Here is a 25,891-nt window from a genome sequence, read left to right as displayed (position 1 = left end):
GCGGGTCAGACGGCCAGCAAGCGCCGGTCAGCGATTTCCAGCAGGCCGTCAAAAATCAGGCTGTCCACCAGCTCCACCTGGGTGGACATGCTGGGCGCCATCTTCCAGCCGGCGCCACCAGTCATGTACACCACCGGGTCGGCGCCGCAATGCTGCCGCAGGTTTTCCACCATGCGCTGCACCGCGCCGGCAATGGCAAAGGTGCCCCCGCTGGTGAGCGCGTCGCTGGTGTTGGTGGGAAAGTCGCGCACCTCACCGGTGGGCACGTGCAGCCCGGCCGTGCCCGACTCCAGCGCCCGCAGCATGATGCCGTGGCCCGGCAAAATGATGCCGCCCAGAAAGCAGCCTTCGGCGTCAATGGCCTCCACAGTCACCGCCGTGCCCACCATCACGACCACACACGGCCGCGAAGGCCCTTGGGCCAACACGCGCTGGCGCGCACCGATCATGGCCACCCAGCGGTCCGAACCCAGCCGTGCCGGGTGGTCGTAACCATTGACCAGCCCCGCTTCGGCACTGCTGGACACCACCCACTGTGGCGCAACGTCCCAGAGCTCCAGTTGCTCCTGCACACGGCGCTTGACGGCATCCCCCGCCACCACGCAACCGACAACCCAGCGGGGCGCGGGCAGGTCGCACCAGTCGCCTTCGGCCAGCTTTTCAATGTTTTCCAGAAACTGCGCCCCGTGTGCCAGCAACCGTGCGCCAGCGCAAGGTGCGTCATACAGAGCCCATTTCAGGCGGGTGTTGCCAACGTCGAGGGCCAGAAAAGTCATGCGCGCATTATCACCATGCGCGGCGGACGGTCTTGCGGCAGTGCAGCATAGGCGCCGCACGCCTCTTTCAGATCAGCCCGATCCAGCAAGCACGCTGCACGGCAGCGAGCTTGTTGTCGGTCTGGAGTTTGGCCATGGCGTTGGCCAGGTGGTAATTCACCGTGCGCTCCGAGCAGTCCATGCGCAGGGCAGTTTCGCGGGCGGTCAATCCTTCAAACGCCAGGTTGAGGCTTTCCTGCTCACGTGGGCTCAGGCTCACGCGCTGCTCGGCAATGGCCCTGCGCAGCATGGGCCAGATGTTGAACGCCGACCAGGCCAGCGTGGCGGCCTCGGCACGGCCGGCAAACATGCGCGGGCTGAACAAAAAACATTCAAAAGCGCGCCCCGCCGGCAAGGTAAACGCGACCCGCACCAGCGTTTGGTAACCATGGGCCAGCCAAAGCCGGCGCCAGCGGCTGGCCGGATCCAGGGCCGATTTGGATATGTCTTGCCACGCCACCAATGGGGCATCGCTGTCGCGCCAGCTGGCGCCAAAGTCGCGGCTCTCGGCCAGCGCCTGCGCCGGCCCCAGCAAACGCGGCGGATGCACGGCCAGCACCTCGCGGTCGTCCACACTGCCCAGCGGGTTGGGCCCCAGCACCAGAACCGACTCCACCCCCTGGTCGCTGAGGGCGGTCACCCAGTCGGCCAGCACAGCATCGACCCCCACACTGTCAAAATTGACAGGCAACGTCATGGCCGTTGCACGCAATTGAACAGACAATGCGCTGCTGCTCGCCGTGCACAGCACGAGCGGGAGTCGTTGGATGATTGAAAGGAAAACATAGTGCCTTTGGACCGGTTGTGGTTCCACAGCGCCAAAGCGCGCCTCGGTCGGTGGCTGCTGGACGAAGTCGTTCACGCACCGCTGGAGCCTATTTTGCATCCATCGCGAATGCGTCTGTGGTGGGCCGGCTTCTGCACCCTAATCGGTAACCTGATCTTTTACTGGTTATGGCAGACCGTTTGGCCACAGCCGTTTGAGAGCCTATGGGCCCGCGCGTGGGTTGCCGCCATGGGACTTTTGCTGCTCCTGCCCTGTGTGACAAAGGACACCAGCACACGCTGCAGCACCTTGATTTTTTCGGTGGTGTGCTGGACGTCGTTACCCGCATTTTTTTTCTGGATGTACTGGATGAACGCAGGGAATGCGACCTGGCTCGCCAGCATCAGTGCGATGTTTCTGATTTATTACCATCTCACGGATTGGCGGATTGCCACGGTGGGCAGTGCGGTTGGGGCGCTGGTCGGATGGGCTGCATCGCACATGCAAATCAACGCGACGACCGCTTCAGTGCCCAGTGAAAATATGGCGATCATCGTGTTTGCGTGGGGCATCGCTTTCTTGTTGGGCGCGTCCAGCGCCAACCTGCGCCGTGTCCGCCTGATCAACACCCTGAGCACCATGGGCGTGATGGCACACGAACTGCGCACGCCCCTCGCCACAGTGAACCTCATGGGCGACGTGCTGCGCACGCTGGCCAAGCACGACATGCCAGAGGCGAAACGCAAGAAAATTGACGAGCTGTCCACCCGACTGCAAAACTTGGTGCGCAGCATGAACCGGCAGATCGACACCCAGATTTCCAACGCCCAGCTGCTGCGCCTGCCGCGCGAACAAGAACCCATCATGGCGGCCGAACTGGTGCAAGAGGTGATCAACGGCTACCCCTACCGATCCACCCGCGAACGCGACTGTGTGCGGGTTCACATTCAGCAGGATTTCTGTTTTGTGGGTTCCCGCCCGTTGTTTGCCCAGGTGCTGACCAACCTGCTGAAAAATGCCTTGCACGCACTGGCCTCAGCCAGCAACGCGCCCAACCCCGGCGATCTTCGGCTGGATGTGGGTCTGCACCACGGCAAAGGCCGCATCGCGGTGTCGGACGACGGCGTGGGCATTGCACACGAGCAACAACACCGCATCTTCGAACCCTTCTTTTCCACCCAAAGCGGCGCCGGCAGCGGCCTGGGGCTCACATTCTGCAAAAACGCGGTCGAGGCGGCTCAGGGCACGATCAGCGTGCATTCCGAACCGGGCTTGGGCGCCGTGTTCATGATCGACCTGCCGCTGAAATGCTGAGCGCATTCTGACCCTTCACGCTCTGACAACCCACGCACCCAACGTATTTCCCGATGGCACTGACGATTTCCCTCTTTCAACGCCCTGGCAGCATTTTGTTTCTGGACGACGACCCGGACTACCTGGACATGCTGGGCATGGTGGTGCCGCCGAATTGGCAGGTCGAGTTGTTTTCACGCCCCTCGGGCTTTGCCGAGCGCATGCGCCAAGAGCCAGCCCGCTGGGAAGCCGACGCTGCTGCGCAACTGCACATGCTGGATCGCTGGCGCCAGGGCCAGCCGCTGATGCCACAAATACTGGACTATTGGGCCAACACGCCCTCGCGCTACCAGCTGGCCAAGGCCTGTGTGATCGACTACGCCATGCCCGGCACCAACGGCTTGCACGTGCTGGAGACCTTGCTGGACTGGCCTGGCTCAAGGGTGTTGCTGACGGGCCAGGCCGACGAACAAGTGGCGGTCAAAGCGTTCAACAGCGGCCTGATTGACCAGTTTGTACCCAAGCAAGACCCCGACATCACCCGCCACCTGCTCGGCGTGCTGCACAAGTTGTCGGTAGCCGCACACCCGCGGCTCAACACGCTGTGGCGTGCCGCTCTGCGACCAGCCCAGCAGTCCTTGTTGCAAGTGCCTTCGGTGGCGCAGGCGCTGCAGGCCTACACCGCTCAACACTGGGTTGAATACGTGGTGCTCGGAGACCCGTTTGGCTTGCTGGGACTCACCGCCAACGGCGAATGCCATTGGCTGCAACTGGAGCCCACACCCGGCCTGAGCGACCTCGCGGAACTCGCAGGCTCGGCCGGGCTGGGTTTTGACCTGGTGCGGTCCATCGAAAACGGCCAGCAACTGGCCGCCATCGAACTGCACCAGCAACTGGGACTGATGGGACCGGTGCGCACCGCACCGACCATGCCGATGGGGAGCGACGGCGCCTTGTACGCCGCCAGCTTCGTGCTGGACGCGGCAGATCTGCCACAGCCCATTTACCCCTACAGCCATTTTCTGGCTGCCCAGGACACCCGCATCATCCAGGACAGTTGAGCCCTGCGGCCCGAGCGCGCCGCGCAATCGGCCAGTCCCATGGTTTCACCAGCGGCGCTATCTCACGCGCCACCGAGGTGACGTGGTCCAGCTCGGCGTCGGTCAGGGCTGCGTGCAAGGTCAGGCGGACCATGGTGCGGTTGCGCGTCGTTGCGGGTGCGCAAAAAACCGCGCCAAACACACCTCGCTCCTCCAAACGATCTCGCAACACCAAGGTATCCGGCTCGGTACCCGCTTCCAGAGCAATGATCTGCTCGGTGCCTTGATGCACGGGAAAACCCAGGTCCGTAAACGCGGCCCGCATACGCCGTGTCAAGAGCTGCAGCCGTGCGCGCTCGTTGTCACAAGCCTTAACCACGTCCAGTGTCGCGTTCAGGGCCGCCACCTCGTGCGGCAGCAGACAAGAGCTGAACATGTTGTGGTAACTGGTGCTCAAAATGTAGTTGCGCAAGCCAGTGGGAATGTTGAAGTACCCCGCTCGGCCAGCAAACGCCTTGGCCAGACTCGCTGTGATGAAGTGAACGCGATGGCTCAAACCCAGCTCCATGCACAAACCAGCTCCCCCGGGGCCGTGGGTGCCCAGCGAATGGGATTCGTCAACCAAGATCATGCACTGCCCAGCCTCTGCCACATCCACGACCTCAATCAACGGCGCCACCGCCCCGGTGGTGCTGTACACCGAGTCGACCACCACAAGCCCGGGACCATGTTTTTCAATCATCCTGCGCAGGTGCTCCACGTCGTTGTGGCGAAACGGATGAGCCGGCGCACCTGCTCGCCTGGCACCTTCCCACAGCGAGGTATGGGCCAGCATGTCGATGTAGACCGGCGTATGGGCGTCAGCAATGCACTGCAGCAGCCCCATGTTGGCGGCATAGCCCGACTGGCACAACACACCGTCGTCTTTGCCTATCCATTGGGCAAACTTCTTCTCGAACGCCCGCACGGGGTGTGTCTCCAGCAGGAACGATCCCGACTGGATGACAAACTCCGCATCATGGCGAATGGCCGCGGTTTGTGCCTCAACAATCGTTGGATGCCCGGTGATGCTCAGGTAATCATTTCCATTGAGCCTCACAGCATCGGCGCCAGGATCTCGGCCATGCACCAGTGAGCGACCGCCCCATAGATCGTTCCATCGGCTGATGAAGTCCTTTTCGATCCGGTCGCACAAATGCGCCGACAGGGCTGGGTTGATGGGCGTTTTTTCGCGGGTCAGTTCAAGCTGGTCCATGGAGTTCTCCTTAAGGAAAAGAAAACCCCATTGAAAAAAAAATGCGTGAAAAAATGCACAAGCCCTGTCAAGGTTGACAGGGCTTGTTACGCTTTCTTCTCAAGTTTGGTGCTGTTCTGCCGACAAGCGGCGCCAAAAAGCAACAGACGGCGACGCCGACTCAGTTCTGGCGCCAAGGCAAGCCCTGGTGGCGCCATCCACCCTTGTGACCACGCTGGGCGCTGGCATCGGGGTCGCCCTCGAAACCTTCCAGAATATTGTAAGCCTCCAGGCCCAACTCGGTTGCCCGCTTGGCTGCGGCAATGGAACGCACGCCACTGCGGCACAGCAGCACCAGCTTTTTCCCGCCAGCGCCGGCTTGGCGCACCGCATCATCAAATTGCGGGTTCATGACCATGCCAGGCCACTGCTTCCAGGCCGCAGGCACCGCGCCGGGCACAAACCCGACCCATTCGCGCTCGGCATCGGTGCGCACGTCCACCAGCGCGGCCTCGCCCGACTGCACCCATTGCCACGCCAGCTGGGGCGAGACATCGCCGGCATACGAACCCGCGTGGGCGCCGGACGCCGGACGCGGTTGCATCAGCAAGGCGCCGTCAGCGTCGTGCCGGATACCGGATGTGAGGTTGGCCGGCACCGCTTCGTCAATGCGGCGGGGCTTGGGCAAGCCCAGCGCATCCATGATGGCCACAAACTCGGCCTCGGTTTTGCCGGCCACGCGGGCGTTGCTGGTCTTTTCCTGGCCGATGGTGGAGTGCGTGCGCCCCTGGTAGTCGTGCCCCGGCCAGACCGTGGTGCTGTCGGGCAGGGCAAACAGCACCGCCGTGAGGCTGTGGTACAGGTCGTGGGCGCTGCCCGACTGGAAATCGGTGCGGCCGCACCCGTTGATCAGCAAGGTGTCGCCGGTGAACACATGGCCCCCGTCGGGCGTTTGCCAGACAAAGCTCATGCTGCCCGCGGTGTGGCCGGGCGTGTGCAGCGCCAGCAGGGTCTGGGCGCCAAAGCTCAGCGTGTCGCCGTGTTGCAACTGCACGCCCGCGGTGCCAATACCGCACCCCACGGGGGCTGCCGTTTTGGCCCCGGCCAGTTCAGCGAGCTTGCCCGCGCTGGTGATGTGGTCGGCGTGGGCGTGGGTTTCCACCGCCCACACCAGCTTGAGCCCGTATTCGCGCAGGGTGGCCAGGTCGCGCTCAAGCTGCTCGTCCACCGGGTCGATGATGAGCGCGTCGCGTGTGGCCTGGTCAAACAGCACATAGGTGTAGGTGCTGGATGCGGGGTCGAAAAGCTGAATGGGGTTCATGGCGGCTCCGTGAAAGTCTCGGTGAAAGCTCAGGAAAAACGGGCGAGCATGTCGGCCACATCATCGGGCGGCACGTCGCCTTGCGCAATGACACAGCCCACCATGGTGAAAAAGGTTTTGTCCAGCGCTTTACGGGCCGCGGCCAACTGCTGCGCCACTTTCTCGCAGTCGGCGTCGGTTTCAATGAGCTTCTGAATACCGCGCAACTGACCCTCAACCCGCTTGAGGCGCAGCACCAGGGCACGTTTGCGTTCGGGATCGTGTACGGTGGTCATGGTGGTTCCTGGTTGCGGGGTTTTGCACGTTCTGGCCGGTTTTGGCTGGCACAGTTTTTTGCCTCAAACATACCCCGTCAAGTATTTTAATGCGGTGGCTTTTCCGCGCGCGATGGTGCACAGTGGGCACGTCGTGGCACGCGCGCATTGCCCCTTTTTTCGCCAAACCGGGTTACCATTAACGTTTACGTAAACGTCAACGAAAAACACCCCTATCGGGGGCTTTAGCCTTCGGCATCCTCCCCACACACCCGCAGCGCCACGCATGTCCAACACCAGCGAAGCCAACCGCCCCGCCCTGCCATTTCCTGTGGCGGCCATCCGGGCAACCCAAGGCAGCCTGTGGCACAGCTGGCAATTGGCACCCCAGGCTGAGAAAAATGGCAATGGCAGCAAGGGCACGCCCCTCAAGTCGTTTGACCCCGGCGCCAAGCCGTTTTCCAGCGGCAACAAAGCGGCCGACCAGGGCGCCGTGCAAACCATCGCTGAGCAGCTGGACCGGCTGCAAAACCTCTTTTATGCCGACGGGCGCCACAAGCTGCTGCTGGTGCTGCAAGGCACCGACACGTCGGGCAAAGATGGCACCGTGCGCGGCGTGTTCTCTCGCTGCAGCCCGCTGGGCGTGCACACCGTGGGCTGGAAAGCGCCCACCGAAACCGAGCGCGCCCACGACTACCTGTGGCGCGTGCACCAAAAGGTGCCGGGCGCGGGCGAAATCATGGTGTTCAACCGCAGCCACTACGAAGACGTGCTGGTGCCCGTGGTCAATGGCTGGATCACCCCGGAACAAACCCGCCAGCGCCTGGCCCACATCAACGACTTCGAGCGCATGCTGGCCGAGACCGGCACCGTGATCCTCAAATGCATGCTGCACATCAGCAAAGACGAGCAGCGCCAGCGCCTGCAAGACCGCATTGACGACCCGGACAAACACTGGAAGTTCAGCCGGGGTGACCTGGATGACCGCAAGCAATGGGACGATTACCAGCGCGCCTACGAGGTGTTGCTCAACGAAACCAGCACGCCCTGGGCGCCCTGGACGGTGGTGCCCGCCGACTCCAAGATTCACCGCAACCTGATGATTGCCACCCTGGTGCGCGACACCCTGAAAGCGCTGAACCTGCGCTACCCGCCCGAAGACCTCACCCTCACCGGCCTGCGCGTGCCTTGACGCATCCCGCAGCCCCACCGTATTCCCACCCAAAAAAAGAGAGAGACACCATGAGCAACCTGTCTGCCGAATACCAGGCCCTGGCCAACTACCGCCCCACCAACAAGGTGCGCTTTGTCACCGCCGCCAGCCTGTTTGACGGCCACGACGCGGCTATCAACATCATGCGGCGCATTCTGCAAGGCATGGGCGCCGAGGTGATCCACCTGGGCCACAACCGATCGGTGGACGAGGTGGTGACCGCGGCGCTGCAGGAAGACGCCCAGGGCATCGCCATCAGCTCGTACCAAGGCGGCCATGTGGAGTATTTCAAGTACATGGTGGACCTGCTCAAGAGCCGGGGTGGCGAACACATTCAGGTGTTTGGCGGCGGTGGTGGCGTGATCGTGCCCGACGAAATCCGCGAACTGCAGGCCTACGGCGTGGCCCGCATTTACAGCCCCGAAGACGGCCAGAAAATGGGCCTGGCCGGCATGATCGGTGAAATGGTGATGCGCTGCGACAAAGACATCAGCGCTTTCGCCCCCACCGAAACCAGCGCCATTGAAGGCCAGACCGAAATGCACTGGCGCGCCCTGGCGCAGCTGGTCACAGCACTGGAAAACGACAAAGCCGACGCCGCCCTGGTGCAGCGCATCCGCACCGAAGCGGCCAGCAAAAAGGTGCCTGTGCTGGGCATCACCGGCACCGGTGGTGCAGGCAAGTCGAGCCTGACCGACGAACTCATTCGCCGCCTGCGGCTGGACCAGGACGATGCGCTGCGCGTGGCCGTCATTTCCATCGACCCCAGCCGCCGCAAAAGCGGTGGCGCGCTGCTGGGCGACCGCATCCGCATGAATGCCATCGCGCCTTGGCAAAAAGGCCAGCGTGTGTTCATGCGCAGTCTGGCCACGCGCGACTTTGGCAGCGAGATCAGCGCCGCCCTACCCGACGTGATCGCCGCCTGCAAGGTGTCGGGCTTTGACGTGATCGTGGTGGAAACCTCGGGCATTGGCCAGGGCGACGCAGCCATCGTGCCGCACGTGGACGTGCCCATGTACGTGATGACGCCGGAATTTGGCGCGGCCAGCCAGCTGGAAAAGATCGACATGCTCGACTTTGCCGAGTTCGTGGCCATCAACAAGTTTGACCGCAAGGGCGCCAGCGACGCGCTGCGCGACGTGGCCAAGCAGGTGCAGCGCAACAAGGAAGCCTGGACCACGCCCACCGAGCAAATGCCGGTGTTTGGCACCATGGCCGCACGCTTCAACGACGACGGCGTGACCGCGCTGTACCAGGCGCTCAAAACCCGCCTGGGTGAGCTGGGCCTGCCACTGACCGAGGGCCGCCTGCCGCGCGTGGCCGTGCGCCACAGCACCAACCAGACCCCCATCGTGCCGGGCGCGCGCACGCGCTACCTGGCCGAAATTTCAGACACCGTGCGCGGCTACAAAAAGCGCGCCCGCGAACAGGCCCGCCTGGCCCGCGAAATTCAGCAACTCAACGCCAGCGCGCAGATGTTGCGGGTCGAAAAGCCCACCCGCGCCAAAGCCGCCGAAGCGGTGATTGACCTGGCCCAGCAGCGCGAGCTGGACCAGGACCCGGCCGCCCGCAAGCTGCTGACGCAGTGGCCCGACATGCAGAAGGCCTACGCAGGCGACGAGTACGTGGTGAAGATCCGCGACAAGGAAATTCGCACCGCGCTCACCACGAAATCGCTTAGCGGCACCACCATCCGCAAGGTGGCGCTGCCCACCTATGAAGACCACGGCGAGATTTTGAAGTGGCTGATGCTGGACAACGTGCCCGGCAGCTTCCCCTATACCGCCGGCACCTTCGCTTTCAAGCGCGAGGGCGAAGACCCGACCCGCATGTTTGCCGGTGAAGGCGACCCGTTTCGCACCAACCGCCGCTTCAAACTGCTGAGCGCGGGCACGCCCGCCAAGCGGCTGTCCACCGCGTTTGACTCGGTCACGCTCTATGGCAACGACCCGGACCCGCGCCCAGACATTTACGGCAAAGTGGGCAATTCGGGCGTGAGCATTGCCACGCTGGACGACATGAAGGTGCTTTACGGCGGCTTTGACCTGTGCCACCCGGCCACGTCCGTGTCCATGACCATCAACGGCCCGGCGCCCAGCATTCTGGCCATGTTCATGAACACCGCCATTGACCAGAACCTGGAAAAGTTCAAGGCCGACAACGGCCGCGACCCGACCGACACCGAGGCGCAAAAGATCCGCGAATGGGTGCTGGCCAATGTGCGCGGTACGGTGCAGGCCGACATCTTGAAAGAAGACCAGGGCCAGAACACCTGCATCTTCAGCACCGAGTTCAGCTTGAAGGTGATGGGCGACATTGCCGAGTATTTCGTGCACCACGACGTGCGCAACTTCTACTCGGTGTCCATCAGCGGGTACCACATTGCCGAAGCCGGCGCCAACCCCATCAGCCAGCTGGCGTTCACGCTGTCCAACGGCTTCACGTTCGTGGAGGCGTACTTGGCGCGCGGCATGCACATCGACGACTTCGCGCCCAACCTGTCGTTCTTCTTCAGCAACGGCATGGACCCGGAATACACCGTGCTGGGCCGCGTGGCGCGGCGCATCTGGGCGGTGGCCATGCGCGACCGGTATGGTGCCAACGAGCGCAGCCAGAAACTGAAATACCACGTGCAAACCAGCGGGCGCAGCCTGCACGCGCAAGAGATTCAGTTCAACGACATCCGCACCACGCTGCAGGCGCTGATCGCCATTTACGACAACTGCAACAGCCTGCACACCAACGCGTTTGACGAAGCCATCACCACGCCCACCGAAGAGTCGGTGCGCCGTGCCATGGCGATCCAGCTCATCATCAACCGCGAGTGGGGCCTGGCCAAAAACGAAAACCCCAACCAGGGCGCGTTCATCATCGACGACCTGACCGAGCTGGTGGAAGAGGCGGTGCTGGCCGAGTTTGAGAAGATTGCCGAGCGCGGCGGCGTGCTGGGCGCCATGGAAACCGGTTACCAGCGCGGCAAGATTCAAGACGAGTCCATGCACTACGAGATGCTCAAGCACACGGGCGAATACCCGATCGTGGGCGTGAACACCTTCCGCAACCCGCACGGCGACGCGGTGATGGACAAGCTGGAATTGGCCCGTTCCACCGAAGAAGAAAAGCAGTCGCAACTCCAGCGCCTGGCGGACTTCCACACCCGCCACGCAGCCCAGGCGCCGGCCATGCTGCAGCGCCTGCAGCAGGCGGTGATCGAAAACAAAAACGTGTTCGAAGTGCTGATGGAAGCGGTGCGTGTGTGCTCGCTGGGCCAGATCACCAGCGCGTTGTTTGAGGTGGGCGGACAGTACCGGCGCAACATGTGAGGCACTGCCGCGGACGGATGGCGTACACAGCCCACCAGCGCGCGCCGTTTCCGCGCAACGCTGCAGGGCTCCAGGCTGCTGTGCGCTGCTAGACTGAGCGCACAGAGGCAACGCTTTGACCAACGCGCTGCCCCATGAAAGCATGCCGCCGCACGACCACCACACCCAGGCACCCGCTGTCAAAGGCCCGCCGCCCGCCACCGCGAAAAACACCATCGCCGAACCTGGGCGCATGGGACTGCGCGTGCTGTCGGTGGTGGCCATTGGTTTGCTGGTGCTGCTGTCTTTCGGGCTGCTCGCGCTGGAGCGCCATGACGTGCTTGAAAAAGCCAAGGCGCAGGCCCAGCGCGAAGTCAAGCGCCTCGCGGCCGAACTGAACCAGTCGCTGCGTCTGGCGCAGGCGAGCATCCAAGTGGCCAGCGCATCGCCTGCAATGGCCACGGTCGACCTGATGGGCGATCACCACCCGCTGGTCCAGGCCTTGAGCCTGCCCTTTGAATTGGAACGGAAAGGACCTGCCACACCCGGCTCAACCCCGTTACCCGCAAGCCAATGGGTTCCAGGCCTGCCGCAACAGGCAGCGGGCGGTTGGTACCTGCCGCTAGCCTGGCGCCAGCCACCAGCTGACGGCGGGCAGGTTTACGAACTGCAGCTTTCGCGCGACGCCATCCTGAAGCGCTTTGCCTCAGAAGGCCTGCCGGCCGGCGGCAGCATGAGCCTGTTTCGGCTGGAAGACGACGGCGCCACCACCATCCTGGTGCGCCACCCCATGGTTACTGGCGAGCAAGGTCTTACCGTGCGTGGACACGTGACCGAGGCGGTGCGGCGCGGCCCCGCCGGCGTGTTCCAGGCCACCGCCCTTGTTGACGGTGTTCACCGCATCGTCGGCTACCAGCAGCTCGGCGACGGCGCGCAGCGTCTGGTGGTGGTGTATGCCCTGTCGGTGCAAAGCGTGTTGGCCGGATGGACGGCCACCCTGCCCTGGGCCCTGGCGCTGACCCTGCTCGTGGCCGCAGCCATGGCTTACGGCGCGTGGCGGCTGGACCGCTCGCTGGGTGCCTTGCAGCGCAACGAGCTGCGTTTTCGGCTGGCCGCCGCGCAAGGCCAGGTGTGGGAATGGGACTTCGGGCGCGGCGGCCTACAGCCCACCGATGAGTTTTTTACAGCGCTGGGCCATCCGCCCCCGCCCCGGGACCGCTTCGTCGAGGGCTTCTCCGACCTGGTTCATCCCGACGACAGACCCCGCATCCGCACGGCGCTGCAGCGGTACATGAAAGGCGAGGCCGACTACCGGCTGGATTTCCGCACCCGCGACGCCCAAGGCCACTACCGGTGGTTTGAAACCAGTGGCAGCGGGCTGCGCAACGCGAGCGGCGAGGTGACTTACATGGCCGGAACGGTGTTCGACATCACCGACCGAAAAGCGCTGGAAGAAGCACAGCGCGAGACGCTCAACCGACTGGCGACGGTCGCCAACGCCTCCTCGGCCCTGTTCTGGACCAGCGACACCGACAAACGCTGCGACTGGGTCAACCAGCATTGGCTGAACCTGTTGGACAGCCACCTGGCAGATGAACTGGGTGACGGCTGGGTGCGGAACATTCACCCGGACGATCGGGCGTCTTGCATGCGCACCTACGAGCTTGCGTTTGATGCGCGCCAGCCTTACACCACCGAGTACCGGGAACGCCGACCCAGCGGCGAGTACCGCAGGCTGCTGGAACAAGGCAAGCCCCGCTACGACGCCGACCAACGCTTCATCGGCTACATCGGCTCCTGCCTGGACGTGACCGATTTGCGACAGGCCGAGGAAACCGCCCGCGAACGCGGCGCCACGCTGGAACAGGTGTTTGACGTGCTGCAAGACATGCTGTTCGTCGTAGACGCACAGGAGCGCTTCATCTTCTTCCAGGCCGGCAAAGAAGACCGCCTCTACCGCCGCCCCGAGGATTTTCTGGGCCGCACCATTGTCGAGGTGATGCCCCCTGAGCTGGCAACCCGATTCAGCGCCGCCATGCAGCGGGCCCACCACAACGGGCTGCAAGAAATGGACTACACGCTCACGCTGCCCGGTGGCGAGCACCATTTCAATGCCCGCCTGGCCTGGCTGCCCGAGGCCGAGCACTGCATGTTTGTGGTGCGCGACACCACCGCACAACAGGTGGCAACCCATGAACGCGAACGCTTGAGCGCCTTCATCCTGATCCTGGTGCGCCTGGCCAGCCGCTTCATCAACCTGCCCATGCACCAGATGGACGAAGCCATCGACCAAGCATTGCATGACATGGGCACCTTCGTCTCGGCGGACCGGGCTTATTTGTTTGACTACGACTTTGTGGCCCGCACCAGTTCCAATTCGCACGAATGGTGCGCCGAGGGCATTGCGCCCGAAAAGCCCAACCTGCAAAACCTGCCCCTGGACTGGGACCCAGACTGGGTGGCCACGCACCAGCGCGGCGAGGTGATCCATGTGCCCGATGTGGCCGCCATGCCCGAGAGCCCGCTCAAGGCGGTGCTGCAACCCCAGGGCATCCAGAGCCTGATGACGCTGCCCCTGATGAGCGGCGACACCTGCCTGGGCTACGTGGGTCTGGATTCGGTGCGCCAGCTCCACCAGTACGACGAGGAAGAGATCACGCTGCTCCGGCTGTTTGCCCAGATGCTGGTCAACCTCAAGCTGCGGGCGGGCGCCGAAACCAAAATCCTCGAGCTCACCGAGCAACTGGAACACAAGGTGGAAGAGCGCACCGCACAGTTGGAGGCCAGCGTGAAACGCCTGCAGTCGGTCAACCGCGAGTTGGAAACCTTCACCTACTCGGCGTCACACGACCTGCGCACGCCCCTGCGTGGCATTGAAGGCTTCAGCGCCCTGTTGCTCGAAGAGCACGGCGACAAGCTCGACGAACAGGGCCGCGAATACCTCAAGCGCATCCAGCTCGCCACCCTGCACATGTCGCAGCTCATCAGCGATTTGCTGGCCTACGCCCACCTGGAACAGATGACCGAGTGGATCGAGTCGGTGGACCTGGGCAAACTGGTGATGGAGGTGAGCAAACCCTTCAGCCACACCCTGGAAGCTCGCCAGGGTCAGCTGCTGCTGGGGGTGCCCCCTGGCCTGCAGGTCATGGCTGACCCCAAGGGACTGTCCATGGCGCTGCGCAACCTGATGGACAACGCGATCAAGTTCACGCCCGCTGCGCGGGCACCCGAGATCCGCATTGAAGCCATCGAACAGCCAAGCACCGTGCTGTTGCGGGTGAGCGACCGGGGGCTGGGTTTTGACATGAAGCACCACGACCGCATCTTCGGCATGTTTCAGCGCCTGCACCGCCAAGACCAGATTCCCGGCACCGGCATTGGGCTGGCCATGGTGCACAAGGCGGTGGAGCGCATGGGCGGGCGCATCTGGGCCGACAGCGTGCCTGGCGAAGGCACCACCTTCCACATCGAACTGCCGCGCGGCTGAGGCCGCGGTGGCGGCCCACCCCAGGCCGCCACGCGCCGCTTCAATCCGCCTGCGACAACGGCAGGTTGAGCAACAGGTTTTGCGGTTTCAGCTTCAGCAGACCATCGGCCGTCATGGCCAAACCCAGGTACACCGGCTTGCCCTGCACATCGGCGCGCATGTGCTGCGGGTCGTCAAAACGTAAACGAAACAGGCTGATCAGCCGCTGCTGGCGCTCGGGCGCCACGGTGTGGCCCGCGTACAGGTCGTTGAGCAATTGGGTGGCTTCTGCGTCCAGGCCCAGGTGCCAGCGCCAGGCAGGGTCTTCAATGCGCGACTCGGCTTGGATCTGCACGCCCACACCCAGAAAATGGCCCACCCATTTTTCCAGCACCTGCGCCAGAGCCTTCAAGCCCGACTGGGCCCGGTTCATGGTCAGCGTCAGCCCGTGCGGCAGCTCGCGCTGAATCTCATGCGTGAGATCCAGCAAGAAGTTGAACCGTCCAGCGCCCGCCAGGCTGTTCATGTAGCGCCCGGCGCTGTCTTCGCCCAGCACTTCCATTTGCACCGTGGGCAGCGACGCACCGCTTTGCATCAGCAACCGGCCCACCGAGCCCAGCCCAGCGGTCTCGTGGGTCATGTCCAGCACCTCGCTGTCACCGCTGAGCACGCGGCCGTCTTGCACGCTCACGCGCTGGCGGCGAAACAGCATCTCGGCAGCGCGCCACTGCCAGGCGTCGGGCTCGTCCTGCAACAGGTTGCACACAATGGCCTGAACCATCAGGTCCAGAAACAGAGGCGGGACCGAAATGGCGCCGGCCTTGAAGAACCCCGCGTAAGCCGCCTCCAGCGAGCCAGCGGCCACCACAGCGTCGCGAAAGGCCAGAAACAGGCGGTGGTTGGCGCGGGCGTCGTCGTCTTCAAAGGCCTCCAGCTCAGCGGCGGGCACCGACCGCGTGGGCGATGCGGTGAGCGCGGCGTGCAAGGCCTGCTCGGCCGGGCACGACTCGTCCACCAAAGCCAGCTCGGGTCGGGCGAGCCACAGCCGCCAGTAGGCGTCGGTCGGGCTGAGCCAGCCGCGGGGCGTGCGTTCCAGCAGCGCAAAGCCACAGGTTGACCAAACGGGAAGTGCTGACGGATACAGGGCCATGGGAGGGTGCAGGCTGCGGTTGAAAAACGTGAGCGATTGTGCGTTACCCGTGCAGCGGGCGTGCGGCGTGTGAAAGTCACCGCGCGCGCCGGGGGGTTGGGTTGGCCGGGTGCATCACGCATCACAATAGCGCGATGCAACACCCCATCAGTCTCATTGGCGTCCCCACCGACATTGGCGCGGGCGCACGCGGCGCGTCCATGGGCCCCGAAGCGCTGCGCGTGGCGGGCATCCAGGCGGTGCTGGAAAGCCACGGCCTGCAGGTCACCGACTGCGGCAACCTCAGCGGCCCAGCCAATCCCTGGCAGCCCCCCACCGAAGGTTACCGCCACTTGGCCGAGGTAGCGGCCTGGAACCAGACCCTGCACGATGCGGTGCACGCCGAACTGGCACGGGGCCGCATGCCCATCGTGCTCGGCGGCGACCACTGCCTGGGCCTGGGGTCCATCAGCGCGGTGGCGCGGCACTGCCGCGAAACCGGCAAAACCCTGCGCGTGCTCTGGCTCGACGCCCACGCCGACTTCAACACCGCCGCCCTCACGCCCAGTGGCAACATCCACGGCATGCCGGTGGCGCTGCTGTGCGGCCAGGGCCCGGCGCTGCTCACCGGCATTGGCGGCCACACGCCAGCCATTGAAGCCAGCGTGGTGCGCCAGATCGGCATACGCAGCGTGGACGCCGGTGAAAAACGCCTAGTGCACGAGGCCGGGCTGGAGGTGTTTGACATGCGCTACATCGACGAAATGGGCATGCGCCACACGATGGAACAAGCGCTGATGGGGATGGACGACAACACCCATCTGCATGTGAGTTTTGACGTCGACTTTCTCGACCCCGAGATCGCCCCCGGCGTGGGCACCACCGTGCCCGGCGGACCTACCTACCGCGAGGCGCAGCTGTGCATGGAAATGATCGCCGACACCGGGCGCATGGCCAGCATGGACGTGATGGAACTCAACCCGGCGCTGGACGTGCGCAACCGCACCGCCGAGCTGGCGGTGGACCTGATCGAAAGCCTGTTTGGCAAGTCGACGCTGATGCGCAAGAAGTAGGCAACCGCCCGCCACGCCTTCAGGCAGCCAGGCCCATCAGGTAGTCGGGTGCAGCGGCGATCTGGATGCTGCCCAGGGCGTAGCTGTGGCGGGCGTTGCGAACCACCTGCACGGCTTGCATGGGCGCCTGCTCTTGCGCAAAGCGCAGCAAAGCACGATGCGGTTTTTCGTCCGACAGCTTGCATTCCACCAACTGCGTGAGCTGGTTTTTTTCGCTCAACGCAAAGTCCACCTCGGCACCGTCCTTGGTGCGTATGTAGTGCAGGCCCGCCTCTTTGCCCTGTACGTCGTGCTGCCACTGCACCTGCTTGAGCAAGGCCGTGGCCACCAGATTTTCAAAGCGCAGACCTTCATCGCCCTCAACCAGACCGGTGTCATAAAAATAGACCTTGGGTGACTGCAGCACAGCGCGGGCGATGTTGTCGTGGTAGGGCCGCACCACAAACACGATGAAGAGCGCCTCCAGAATGTCGAGGTATTTTTTGAGCGTGGCGGGTGACACCGCCAGGTCGCTCGCAATACTGGCTAGCGACAAGGGCGACCCCACGCGTGAGCGCAGCAGCTGGGCAAACAGGCGAATGGCGCCGACCTCTTGAATGCGCGAGAACTCCAGCACGTCGTTGCGCACCAGCCCATCGAAGTATTGCCGGCGCCAGCGCTCGGCCTGCTCGTTGTCGGGCGCCAGGCACGGCTCGGGAAAACCGCCGCGCTCCAGCAAGTGGGTCAGGGCCGCATCGGGCTGGGCGCCGGTTTGCTCGCACCATTCGCGTACCGACAAAGGGTGCATCCGCAGACCGAAAAAACGCCCCGCCAGCGATTCACCGCTCTGGCGAAACGTGTCCAAACGGGCACTGCCCGTCACCAGCAACTGTTGGCTGGCGGGCTTGCCGTCGTAAACCCCTTTGAGCCAGCTTTTCCAGCCCGGCATCTTGTGCACCTCGTCCAGCACCAGCAGCGGCGCCTGCGGGCTCCAGCGCTGGTGCAAGATCATGGCCCGGTCGGCTGGTACGTCGTAGTTCAGGTACTGGCCGCCCTGCTGCGCCACCAAATGGCGGCTGAGCGTGGTTTTCCCCACCTGCCGGGGGCCCGTCAGGAACACCATTTTGCGGGCCAAGTCGGCCTGCACGCGGTCATCAAGGTAACGCTTCATGACGGAATTTTCCGTCTAAATTGAAGAGAATTGACATTTAGTCGCGACTTTTTTGCAATTCAATGCAAAAAAGTCGCGAGCAGAACCGCCTAGTGTCCGCTCTTACCCACCAATTCCAGGTGTTCCACCACCGGCGGCTGCGCAAAGAACGGGCCGACGATGGCACGCCATTCGGCAAACGCCGGCGACTGGCGAAAGCCCACGGTGTGGTCTTCCAGCGTCTCCCAGTAAATCATCAGGATGTAGCGCCCCGGGCTCTCGATGCTGCGATTGACTTTGTAGCCCTTGAAGCCTTTGGCATGGGCAATCACCGTGCTGGCACCGCGCAAGATGGCTTCTTCAAATTCGGCTGAGCGGACGGGGTCGATGCGGATGTCGGCGTGTTCGAGGATCATGTTGTGCTCCCCCCGCGCCGCTTCGCGTCACCCCCCAGGGGCGATGCCTGTGGCCTGGCAGAGCCAGTTCCACGGCATCCTTGGTTCAGGCACGCGCGTCGGGGAGAAATGGGTAGATGATGGGAAGGGAAGCGTAACCCAAAACACCGCAGGGCCGGCTTTGCCGGACTGCAGGTGTTGCCCCCTCGGGGGGTGACGCGCCCTTAGGCGCGGCGCGGGGGGCGGTCCTGTTTGATCATATCCACCGCCTTTTCCGCCACCATAACCACCGGCGCGTTGGTGTTGCCGCCGACCACGCGGGGCATGACCGACGCGTCCACCACGCGCAGGGCTTTCACGCCGTGCACGCGCAAGCGGGCGTCCACCACGGCCAGCGCGTCGGTGCCCATGCGGCAGGTGCCCACGGGGTGGTAGATGGTGTCGGCGTGGTTGCGCACGAACTGCTCGATCTGCGCATCGCTCTGCGCTGCGCGCGAGGCGGCAGACTCCTCGCCGCCGTGGCGGGCCAGGGCGGGCTGGTGCATGAGCTCGCGCACGCGCTTGAAGCCCTTCACCAGGCGGGCCACGTCATCCGGATCTTTCAAAAAGGCGGGGTCGATCAGCGGCGCCACTTGCGGGTCGGCGCTGGCCAGGCGCAGCGTGCCCCGGCTCTTGGGGCGCAACAGGCACACGTGGCACGAATAGCCATGGCCAAACACGGTTTTGCGGCCGTGGTCCACCAGCTTGCCCACCACAAAGTGCAGCTGCAGATCGGGTATGGGCTCAAGGGGCGCGCTCTTGATGAAACCACCCGCCTCGGCAAAGTTGCTGGTGAGCGGCCCGCTGCGCGCACGGCGCCACTCAGTGATGCCCTTCAGCGTGGTCACCATGCCGGGCAGCGACAGGCCAAACAGGTCGGTCAACTTCGGGGCGTTCACCACCATCACCACATCGGGGTGGTCGTGCAGGTTGTCGCCCACGCCGGGCAGGTCGTGCAGCACTTCAATGCCCATGTCGCGCAGGTGCCCGGCCGGGCCAATGCCCGAGAGCATGAGCAACTGTGGCGAACCAAAAGCCCCCGCGCTCAGCAGCACCTCGCCGCCCGGTTTCAGGCGCAGCGTTTGCGGTGCGCCCCGCCCCCCGTTGGGCCGGTATTCCACCCCCACGGCGCAGGGCTGGCCGTTCACGGTTTCCACCAGCACCCGGGTGGTGAGCGCGGTGGTGATCACCGTCAGGTTGGGCCGTCCCAGGTGGGGCGTGAGGTAGCCCTTGGCGGCGCTCCAGCGCTCACCGTTTTTGTGCGTCACTTGGTAGGCGCCCACGCCTTCTTGCTCGGGGCCGTTGAAGTCGGTGTTGTGCGCGTAGCCGGCTTGCTGGCCGGCTTCAATGAACGCAGGCAGAAACGGGTTGGGGCTGCGCAGGTCCATCACGTTCAGTGGCCCGCCCTGGCCGTGCAGCGCGTCGGCGCCGCGCTCGTTGTGCTCCGAGCGCTTGAAATAGGGCAACACGTCGGCATAAGACCAGCCGGGGTTGCCCTGGGCTGCCCAGTGGTCGTAGTCGCTCGCGTGGCCGCGGGCGTACACCATGGCGTTGATGGAACTGGAGCCGCCCAGCACCTTGCCGCGCGGCTGGTAGCCCCTGCGGCCGTTCAACCCCGGTTGCGGCACGGTGTTGTAGCCCCAGCCGTTGAGCTGGTACTTGGCCATCAGGGCCAGGCCGGCGGGGCAGTGGATGAGCACACTGCGGTCGACCGGTCCGGCTTCGAGCAGCGCCACGCGCACGGCGGGGTCTTCGCTCAAGCGCCCGGCCAGCACGCTACCGGCCGAGCCGCCTCCAACAATGATGTAGTCCAACATGAAGTCTCCAGAAAGTGCCGCGCGAGGCGTTGGGCCAGGCGAATCCAACCGCTGTCATACCCTTGCAAGATGGGGCGCGACAATCAGCGGCTAAGTTAGCACGCAGGCACGCAAGCAGATAGACGCGCCCGTCTAGGCGTGACGCGTGCGTGACCCAGCGCGTCAGCGCCCCGCGCAGACGCGCTGGACAATTCTTTTTTTCGAAACACACAGGAGAAAACCTATGAGCAGCATCCAGACCGTGGGCATTATTGGCTCGGGCACCATGGGCAACGGCATTGCGCAGGCCTGCGCCACCAGCGGCATCCAGGTGGTGCTGGTCGACATTGCCCAGGCGGCGGTGGACAAAGCCCTGGCCACGGTGGCCAGCAGCCTGGACCGGCTGATCAAGAAAGAAAAAATGACCGCCGCCGAGAAAGACGCGGCGCTGGCCCGCATCAAGGGCTCGACCAACTACGAAGACCTCAAGGGCGCGCAACTGGTCATTGAAGCCGCCACCGAAAACGAGGCGCTGAAGGTCAAGATCTTGCAGCAGCTGGACGGCTTGCTGGGCGCCGACGTGATCGTGGCCACCAACACCAGCTCGATCAGCATCACCAAGCTGGCCGCTGCCACGCAGCGCCCCGACCGCTTCATCGGCATGCACTTCTTCAACCCGGTGCCCATGATGGCGCTGGTGGAAATCATCCGCGGCCTGCAGACCAGCGACGCCACGCACGACGCGGTGAAGGCGCTGGCCGAAGCCCTGGGCAAAACGCCCATCACGGTGAAGAACGCGCCCGGTTTTGTGGTCAACCGCATCCTGGTGCCCATGATCAACGAAGCTTTCTTTGTGCTGGCCGAGGGCCTGGCCACGCCGGAAGACATTGATGCCGGCATGAAGCTGGGCTGCAACCAGCCTATTGGCCCGCTGGCACTGGCCGACATGATTGGCCTGGACGTGTGCCTGGCGGTGATGAACGTCTACATGGCCGAGTACAACGACAGCAAGTACCGCCCCGCGCCGCTGCTGAAGGAAATGGTGGCCGCTGGCTGGCTGGGCCGCAAAACCGGGCGCGGCGTGTATACCTACTAACCCCCCGCGCCGCTGCGCGGCACCCCCCAGGGGGCGATGCCTGCGGCCGGGCGAAGCCCGTTCCGCGGCATCCTTTGGCTGAGAGCCCCCGCGCTGGCCGCCGGTGGCGCAGTTTGTTTGCGCCAGATCAAGCTGCTGCGGCGCAGCATTTTTATGATGAACCCAACTTTCACTGCCTTGGGGTTTTTCATGAACGCTGCTGCCCGCACCCAACCGTCGCTCGCTGTTTTTGAGTTTCTCGACAGCACCCACCGCGAGATTCAGCAGCAACTGCAACAGCTGAACGGCTTGGTGGACGCGATTGAAAACAGCGGCCTGAACCATGCCAACCGGGAGCAGGCCCGCCGCGTGCTGGACTACTTCAATGGCGAAGCGCGCCAGCACCACCTGGACGAAGAAAAACACATTTTCCCGGCGCTGCTGAACAGCCAGAACGCCGAGATCGTGCAAGCCGCTGAACACCTGGTGCAAGACCACGGCTGGCTGGAAGAAAACTGGATTCAGATCGCGCCCAGCCTGGAAGCCGCCACCAACGGCAACCTGTGGTTTGACACCGTGGAACTTCGGCACGCACTGGAGGTTTTTGAAGCCCTCTACCTGGACCACATCGTTCTGGAAGAGTCGATTGCCTACCCGGCCGCCAAGCAGCGCTTGGCCAGCCTGGACACGGTGGGTATGGGCCGTGAAATGGCGAAACGCAGAGCCCTTAAAAGCGCTGCCCTGCCCTCTTATTAATTCGGCCCTATGAAGTATCAACCGTTCGCCCTGAGCCTGTCGAAGGGCTCGTGCCATGTCTGAGGAAGGTTTCGACAAGCTCAACCCGAACGGACTTTAAGACTTCACTGGGCCGGATCTATAGGCCTCGCGCTCAGCGGCTCAGCTCACCAGGCCACCGTCAAACCACGGTGGTCAAAAAACCCGCCTGAGCTGCCCGGGGGCAAGCCATCGATCACGCCCAGCAGCTCGCCCGCCGCCACGTCAGGCGGTCGCACCTGCAGCCCGGTTTTGGCAAAGGGCTGTGACAGCCCGGTGTCCACCGTGCCGGGGTGCAGCGCCACACACAGCGCGTCGCGGTTGCGCCGCGCCAGCTCAATGGCCGCCGTGTGCACCAGCTGGTTGAGCGCGGCTTTGGATGCGCGGTAGCCATACCAGCCACCCAGCGCGTTGTCGCCGATGCTGCCCACCCGCGCCGACAAAAACGCCGCCACACAGCGACCCTGGCGCGGCAGCAACGGCAAAAAGTGTTTCATCACCAGCGCCGGGCCCACAGCGTTCACCGCAAAGCTGTGCGCCAGGGCATCGGCGTTCAGGTGTTGCCACGAGCGCTCGGGCTCGGCGTGCTGGCCGCTGGCGGTGGTGCCGTGCAAAAACCCGGTGGCCACGATCAGGCGGGTTAGCGGCAGGCCGGCTTGGCTCAGCTGCGCCGATACATGCTGCGCGCAGGCCGCCACGGTGGCCTCAGCGGTGTAGTCCAGCGCGGGCTGGGTTTGCCGGCCCAGCGCCAGCACCGTGCCACCCTGTGCGCGCAGCTGCGCCACCAGGGCCGCACCAATGCCGCCGGTGCCACCCAGCACCACGCTCAGGCCGGGTTGTGGGGTTGTTTCATCGGCGGGAGCGGGTGCAGGGGTCGGGTTCATGGGCGCATTATGGGCAGGCAGCGCCAGCGCGCGCTGGCCCGCACACCCAAGGCCCCTGCGGGCCGGCGGCCATGACGCGCCTCAATGCAGCGCCACCGTGGGCCGCTTACCATGAGGCCCCTCACCGGTTGCCGTGAGCCCTGTTTTGCCAAGGATTTGAGATGAGCGCTTTTGACTTTGACCTGTTTGTGATTGGTGGCGGCAGCGGCGGTGTGCGCGCTGCGCGCATGGCCGCACAGCGTGGCGCCCGCGTGGCCCTGGCCGAAACCCTCGGCACCGACGGCCTGGGCGGCACCTGCGTGAACGTGGGCTGCATCCCGAAAAAGCTCTACAGCTACGCCGCGCATTACGCCGAAGGCCTTCACGAATCGGCGGGCTACGGGTGGGAGGGCGAAGCCCCGCGCCTGAACTGGGCCACCCTCAAAGCCAACCGCGCAAAAGAGATCAGCCGCCTCAACGGCGTGTATGGCAACCTGCTGCGCGGCTCGGGCGTGACCGTGTTCAACGGCTTTGCCCGCATCGACGGTGAGCACGCCATCACCCTGGCCACGCTGCATGCCGACGGCAGCCCCGGCCACCAGCATTTCACCGCTAAAAACATCCTCATTGCCACCGGCGGTACGCCGCATGTGCCGCACTTTGTGGGCCGCGAACACGTCATCACGTCCAACGAGATCTTTGACCTGGAGCCGTTCCCACAGCGCCTGCTGGTGGTGGGCGGCGGCTACATTGCCTGCGAATTTGCGTCCATCTTCAACGGCCTGGGCGCCCAGGTGACGCAGCTGTACCGCGGCGAACAGGTGCTGCGCGGTTTTGACGACGAAGTTCGCCACTTTGTGGCCGCTGAGATGCTCAAGTCGGGCGTGGACCTGCGGCTCAACGCCGGCGTGGTGGACATCCGCAAAGCCGCCGACGGGCTGCGCGTGGAGCTGGAAGACGGCAACGTGGTGATGGCCGACGCGGTGCTCTACGCCACCGGGCGCGTGCCCAACGTGCAAGGCCTGGGGCTGGACACCGTGGGCGTGGCCCAGGGCGGGCAAAACGAAGTGCTGGTGAACGCGCACTACCAGACCAACGTGCCCAGCATTTACGCCGTGGGTGACGTGACCAACCGCGTGCAGCTCACCCCGGTGGCGCTGGGCGAAGCCATGGTGGTGGTGGACCAGCTGTTTGGCCCCGCCGCGGGCAAACCGCCACGCGACATGAGCTACGACTTCATCCCCACCGCCGTGTTCACCCACCCCAACATCGGCACCGTGGGCTTCAGCGAAGCCGCTGCGCGCGAGCAATTTGGCCAGGTCACCATTTTTCGCAGCGAGTTCAAAGCGCTGCGCCACACCCTGTCGGGCAGCACCGAGCGCACCCTCATGAAACTGGTGGTGGACACCGCCACCGACCGCGTGGTGGGCCTGCACATGGTGGGTGCCGAAGCGGGCGAAATTGTGCAGGGCTTCGCCGTGGCCATGAAAGCCGGCGCCACCAAGGCCGTGTTTGACAGCACCATTGGCATCCACCCCACGGCGGCCGAAGAGTTTGTGACCATGCGCGAACCGGCCCGAAACTAAACGCGCGCCAGCCCATAAATGCCGGCTGCGCCCAGAGCCATGTGCCCCCAAAGGCCGGGCGCAAGCCAAGCCAGGTAGCGCCAACCGCCAGCAAGCCCGGCAGACACGCTTTTGCCCACGGCATGCGCCAGCAGCGCCAGCACCACGGCCCACACACCGGCGCCCCCTGGCAGCGGCTCGCCCGACGCGAACACCGCCGCCACCGCGGCGTGCAGGTCGGCCAGCGCCGCCAGCGCGGAGCCCAGCAGCAGCCCCGTCGAGCCCAGCCACAGCGTCAGCCCGTACACGCCAGCCTGGATGCCGCTGAGCAACGCGGCCACGCCCGCCGCTGCCCACAGGCTGAACATGCGGTCTTCGTCGGGTTCTGACGGGACATCGGCGGCCTGGGGCGCGCCGCGCACCATCCACCCACCCCAGGCCAGCGCCAACACAGCGGCGGCCAGCGAAGGCAGCCACAAAACCGGCAGCCAGGCCGGTTGCACGGCAGCGGCCACCAGCAGCACCTGCAGCTGGGTGGACACACAAGACAACAGGCCACCACCGGCCAGCAACCGCACGTCGGCGGGCCGCTCGCGCGCCGCCAGCCCCAGCGTGGCGATGGTGGCGGTGCTGGACACAAAGCCCGAAGCCAGCGCCGACAACGCCACCGCGTGGCGCGCTTGCAGCAGGCGGCGGCTCAGGTGGGCCAGGGCCTGCACCCCCAGCAGCAGGGCCACCAGCTGCACGATCACATAGGGGTTGAGCACCGGCCCCCACAGCGGCCGGTTGGGCACCAGCGGCAGCGCCATCAGCACCAGCGCCGCCAGCATGATGCCGTCGCGCACCTCGCCCGGGCTGAGCCAATGGCTGGCAAAGTGGTGCAGCCGCTGGCGGCCGGCCAGCAAACCCGTCAGGCCCACTGCCGTGGCCGCCGCCAGCGGCAGGCTCCATGCGCAAAGCACGCCAATCAGGTAGGTCAGCAGCAGCGCCACTTCGGTGGTCGCACCGGGGTCGTCCGAGCGGTCGCGCCAGTAGGCCATGGCCGCCAGCGCTGCCACCAGCGCCGCACCCGTCACCACCAGCCCGGTCAGCTGGGTGAGCGCCGCCAGGGCGCCGGCCACACAGGTCAGCGCAAAGGTGCGCAAACCGGCAAACGCCCGCTGGGGACCGCTGCCCTTGCGCCGTTCCCGCTCAATGCCGATCAACAAACCGCAGCCCAGCGCCACGGCCAGCACGGCCACCGCACCGGCCGGGTCGGCGGGCAAGCCCATGGCAGCGGTTTCGGCATTGAACATCGGGTTATGGGGCGTTGTGGGCGCTCATCGGCGGGTTGTCATGTGGCGGCGCCA

At 64.7% G+C, this 25,891-nt stretch carries 21 protein-coding genes and 1 pseudogene; 10 read left to right on the top strand and 12 right to left on the bottom strand.

The features are described from left to right. Positions 1–5 precede the first annotated feature (5 nt). Together AC4QBL_RS00245 and AC4QBL_RS00240 are read right to left on the bottom strand one after the other, a co-directional pair. On the bottom strand, positions 6–776 hold the full coding sequence (locus AC4QBL_RS00245) for a type III pantothenate kinase (RefSeq protein WP_472901017.1): 771 nt from the start codon (positions 774–776) through the stop codon (positions 6–8). A 67-nt stretch (positions 777–843) separates the two neighbouring features. Further along, the gene (locus AC4QBL_RS00240) at positions 844–1,512 is read right to left on the bottom strand and encodes a helix-turn-helix transcriptional regulator (RefSeq protein WP_472907583.1); all 669 of its coding nucleotides are present in this window, start codon (positions 1,510–1,512) and stop codon (positions 844–846) included. 293 nt (positions 1,513–1,805) lie between these two features. Here AC4QBL_RS00240 and AC4QBL_RS00235 point away from each other — a divergent pair, with 293 nt between their 5' ends. The 3 genes from AC4QBL_RS00235 to AC4QBL_RS00225 are packed head-to-tail and all read left to right on the top strand — an operon-like array spanning position 1,806 to position 3,935. After that, on the top strand, positions 1,806–2,120 hold the full coding sequence (locus tag AC4QBL_RS00235) for a hypothetical protein (RefSeq protein WP_472907582.1): 315 nt from the start codon (positions 1,806–1,808) through the stop codon (positions 2,118–2,120). A gap of 4 nt (positions 2,121–2,124) precedes the next feature. After that, positions 2,125–2,895: a sensor histidine kinase gene (locus AC4QBL_RS00230; protein ID WP_472907581.1), complete on the top strand. Its 771-nt coding sequence runs from the start codon at positions 2,125–2,127 to the stop codon at positions 2,893–2,895. A gap of 53 nt (positions 2,896–2,948) precedes the next feature. Continuing rightward, positions 2,949–3,935 (top strand): response regulator, encoded by a 987-nt coding sequence (locus tag AC4QBL_RS00225; RefSeq protein ID WP_472901014.1) that lies wholly within the window; start codon positions 2,949–2,951, stop codon positions 3,933–3,935. Here the strand turns inward: AC4QBL_RS00225 and cqsA are convergent. From cqsA to AC4QBL_RS00205, 4 genes and pseudogenes are all read right to left on the bottom strand, one after another. After that, a complete protein-coding gene (cqsA, locus tag AC4QBL_RS00220; RefSeq protein ID WP_472907580.1) occupies positions 3,919–5,169 on the bottom strand; it encodes an alpha-hydroxyketone-type quorum-sensing autoinducer synthase in 1,251 nt (416 codons plus the stop codon). The genes AC4QBL_RS00225 and cqsA overlap by 17 nt on opposite strands. Before the next feature lie 160 nt (positions 5,170–5,329). Then, positions 5,330–5,752 (bottom strand): rhodanese-like domain-containing protein, encoded by a 423-nt coding sequence (locus AC4QBL_RS00215; protein WP_472901062.1) that lies wholly within the window; start codon positions 5,750–5,752, stop codon positions 5,330–5,332. Between the two features lie 252 nt (positions 5,753–6,004). Beyond that, positions 6,005–6,469: pseudogene (locus AC4QBL_RS00210) on the bottom strand (MBL fold metallo-hydrolase); the annotation flags it as partial. Positions 6,470–6,498: 29 nt separating this feature from the next. Next, positions 6,499–6,744, bottom strand: coding sequence for a metal-sensitive transcriptional regulator (locus AC4QBL_RS00205; protein WP_304823040.1), 246 nt, complete (start codon positions 6,742–6,744; stop codon positions 6,499–6,501). A gap of 265 nt (positions 6,745–7,009) precedes the next feature. Here AC4QBL_RS00205 and AC4QBL_RS00200 point away from each other — a divergent pair, with 265 nt between their 5' ends. From AC4QBL_RS00200 to AC4QBL_RS00190, 3 genes are all read left to right on the top strand, one after another. Beyond that, positions 7,010–7,915, top strand: a complete 906-nt coding sequence (locus AC4QBL_RS00200; protein WP_472907579.1) for a PPK2 family polyphosphate kinase — start codon at positions 7,010–7,012, stop codon at positions 7,913–7,915. Positions 7,916–7,965: 50 nt separating this feature from the next. After that, positions 7,966–11,259, top strand: coding sequence for a fused isobutyryl-CoA mutase/GTPase IcmF (gene icmF, locus AC4QBL_RS00195; protein WP_472907578.1), 3,294 nt, complete (start codon positions 7,966–7,968; stop codon positions 11,257–11,259). Between the two features lie 115 nt (positions 11,260–11,374). Next, entirely contained in the window at positions 11,375–14,725 is a 3,351-nt protein-coding gene (locus AC4QBL_RS00190) for a PAS domain-containing protein (protein WP_472907577.1), read from the top strand. A gap of 40 nt (positions 14,726–14,765) precedes the next feature. Here AC4QBL_RS00190 and AC4QBL_RS00185 read toward each other — a convergent pair whose 3' ends face one another. Beyond that, entirely contained in the window at positions 14,766–15,854 is a 1,089-nt protein-coding gene (locus tag AC4QBL_RS00185) for a DUF6352 family protein (protein WP_472907576.1), read from the bottom strand. A gap of 134 nt (positions 15,855–15,988) precedes the next feature. Here AC4QBL_RS00185 and rocF point away from each other — a divergent pair, with 134 nt between their 5' ends. Beyond that, complete coding sequence (rocF, locus tag AC4QBL_RS00180) at positions 15,989–16,906, top strand: arginase (RefSeq protein ID WP_472901008.1); 918 nt, start codon at positions 15,989–15,991, stop codon at positions 16,904–16,906. 19 nt (positions 16,907–16,925) lie between these two features. Here rocF and AC4QBL_RS00175 read toward each other — a convergent pair whose 3' ends face one another. The 3 genes from AC4QBL_RS00175 to AC4QBL_RS00165 form a co-directional block, all read right to left on the bottom strand. Beyond that, entirely contained in the window at positions 16,926–18,056 is a 1,131-nt protein-coding gene (locus AC4QBL_RS00175; RefSeq protein WP_472907575.1) for an ATP-binding protein, read from the bottom strand. Positions 18,057–18,145: 89 nt separating this feature from the next. After that, complete coding sequence (locus AC4QBL_RS00170) at positions 18,146–18,451, bottom strand: antibiotic biosynthesis monooxygenase family protein (protein WP_472907574.1); 306 nt, start codon at positions 18,449–18,451, stop codon at positions 18,146–18,148. A gap of 203 nt (positions 18,452–18,654) precedes the next feature. Continuing rightward, the gene (locus tag AC4QBL_RS00165) at positions 18,655–20,286 is read right to left on the bottom strand and encodes a GMC family oxidoreductase (RefSeq protein ID WP_472907573.1); all 1,632 of its coding nucleotides are present in this window, start codon (positions 20,284–20,286) and stop codon (positions 18,655–18,657) included. A gap of 223 nt (positions 20,287–20,509) precedes the next feature. Between AC4QBL_RS00165 and AC4QBL_RS00160 the strand changes: the two genes are divergently transcribed. Then, positions 20,510–21,361, top strand: coding sequence for a 3-hydroxybutyryl-CoA dehydrogenase (locus AC4QBL_RS00160; RefSeq protein ID WP_472907572.1), 852 nt, complete (start codon positions 20,510–20,512; stop codon positions 21,359–21,361). 189 nt (positions 21,362–21,550) lie between these two features. Continuing rightward, the gene (locus AC4QBL_RS00155; RefSeq protein ID WP_472907571.1) at positions 21,551–22,096 is read left to right on the top strand and encodes a hemerythrin domain-containing protein; all 546 of its coding nucleotides are present in this window, start codon (positions 21,551–21,553) and stop codon (positions 22,094–22,096) included. Between the two features lie 146 nt (positions 22,097–22,242). On the opposite strand, the gene AC4QBL_RS00150 is transcribed toward AC4QBL_RS00155, so the two are convergent. Next, on the bottom strand, positions 22,243–22,998 hold the full coding sequence (locus AC4QBL_RS00150; protein ID WP_472901002.1) for an SDR family oxidoreductase: 756 nt from the start codon (positions 22,996–22,998) through the stop codon (positions 22,243–22,245). Positions 22,999–23,159: 161 nt separating this feature from the next. Here AC4QBL_RS00150 and gorA point away from each other — a divergent pair, with 161 nt between their 5' ends. After that, positions 23,160–24,563: a glutathione-disulfide reductase gene (gene gorA / locus AC4QBL_RS00145; RefSeq protein ID WP_472907570.1), complete on the top strand. Its 1,404-nt coding sequence runs from the start codon at positions 23,160–23,162 to the stop codon at positions 24,561–24,563. Here the strand turns inward: gorA and AC4QBL_RS00140 are convergent. Then, positions 24,560–25,837, bottom strand: a complete 1,278-nt coding sequence (locus tag AC4QBL_RS00140) for an MgtC/SapB family protein (RefSeq protein ID WP_472907569.1) — start codon at positions 25,835–25,837, stop codon at positions 24,560–24,562. The genes gorA and AC4QBL_RS00140 overlap by 4 nt on opposite strands. Between the last annotated feature and the right edge of the window lie 54 nt (positions 25,838–25,891).

It is taken from the genome of Hydrogenophaga sp. L99 (assembly GCF_058731905.1).
This window is presented reverse-complemented; position numbering and strand designations above follow the sequence as displayed.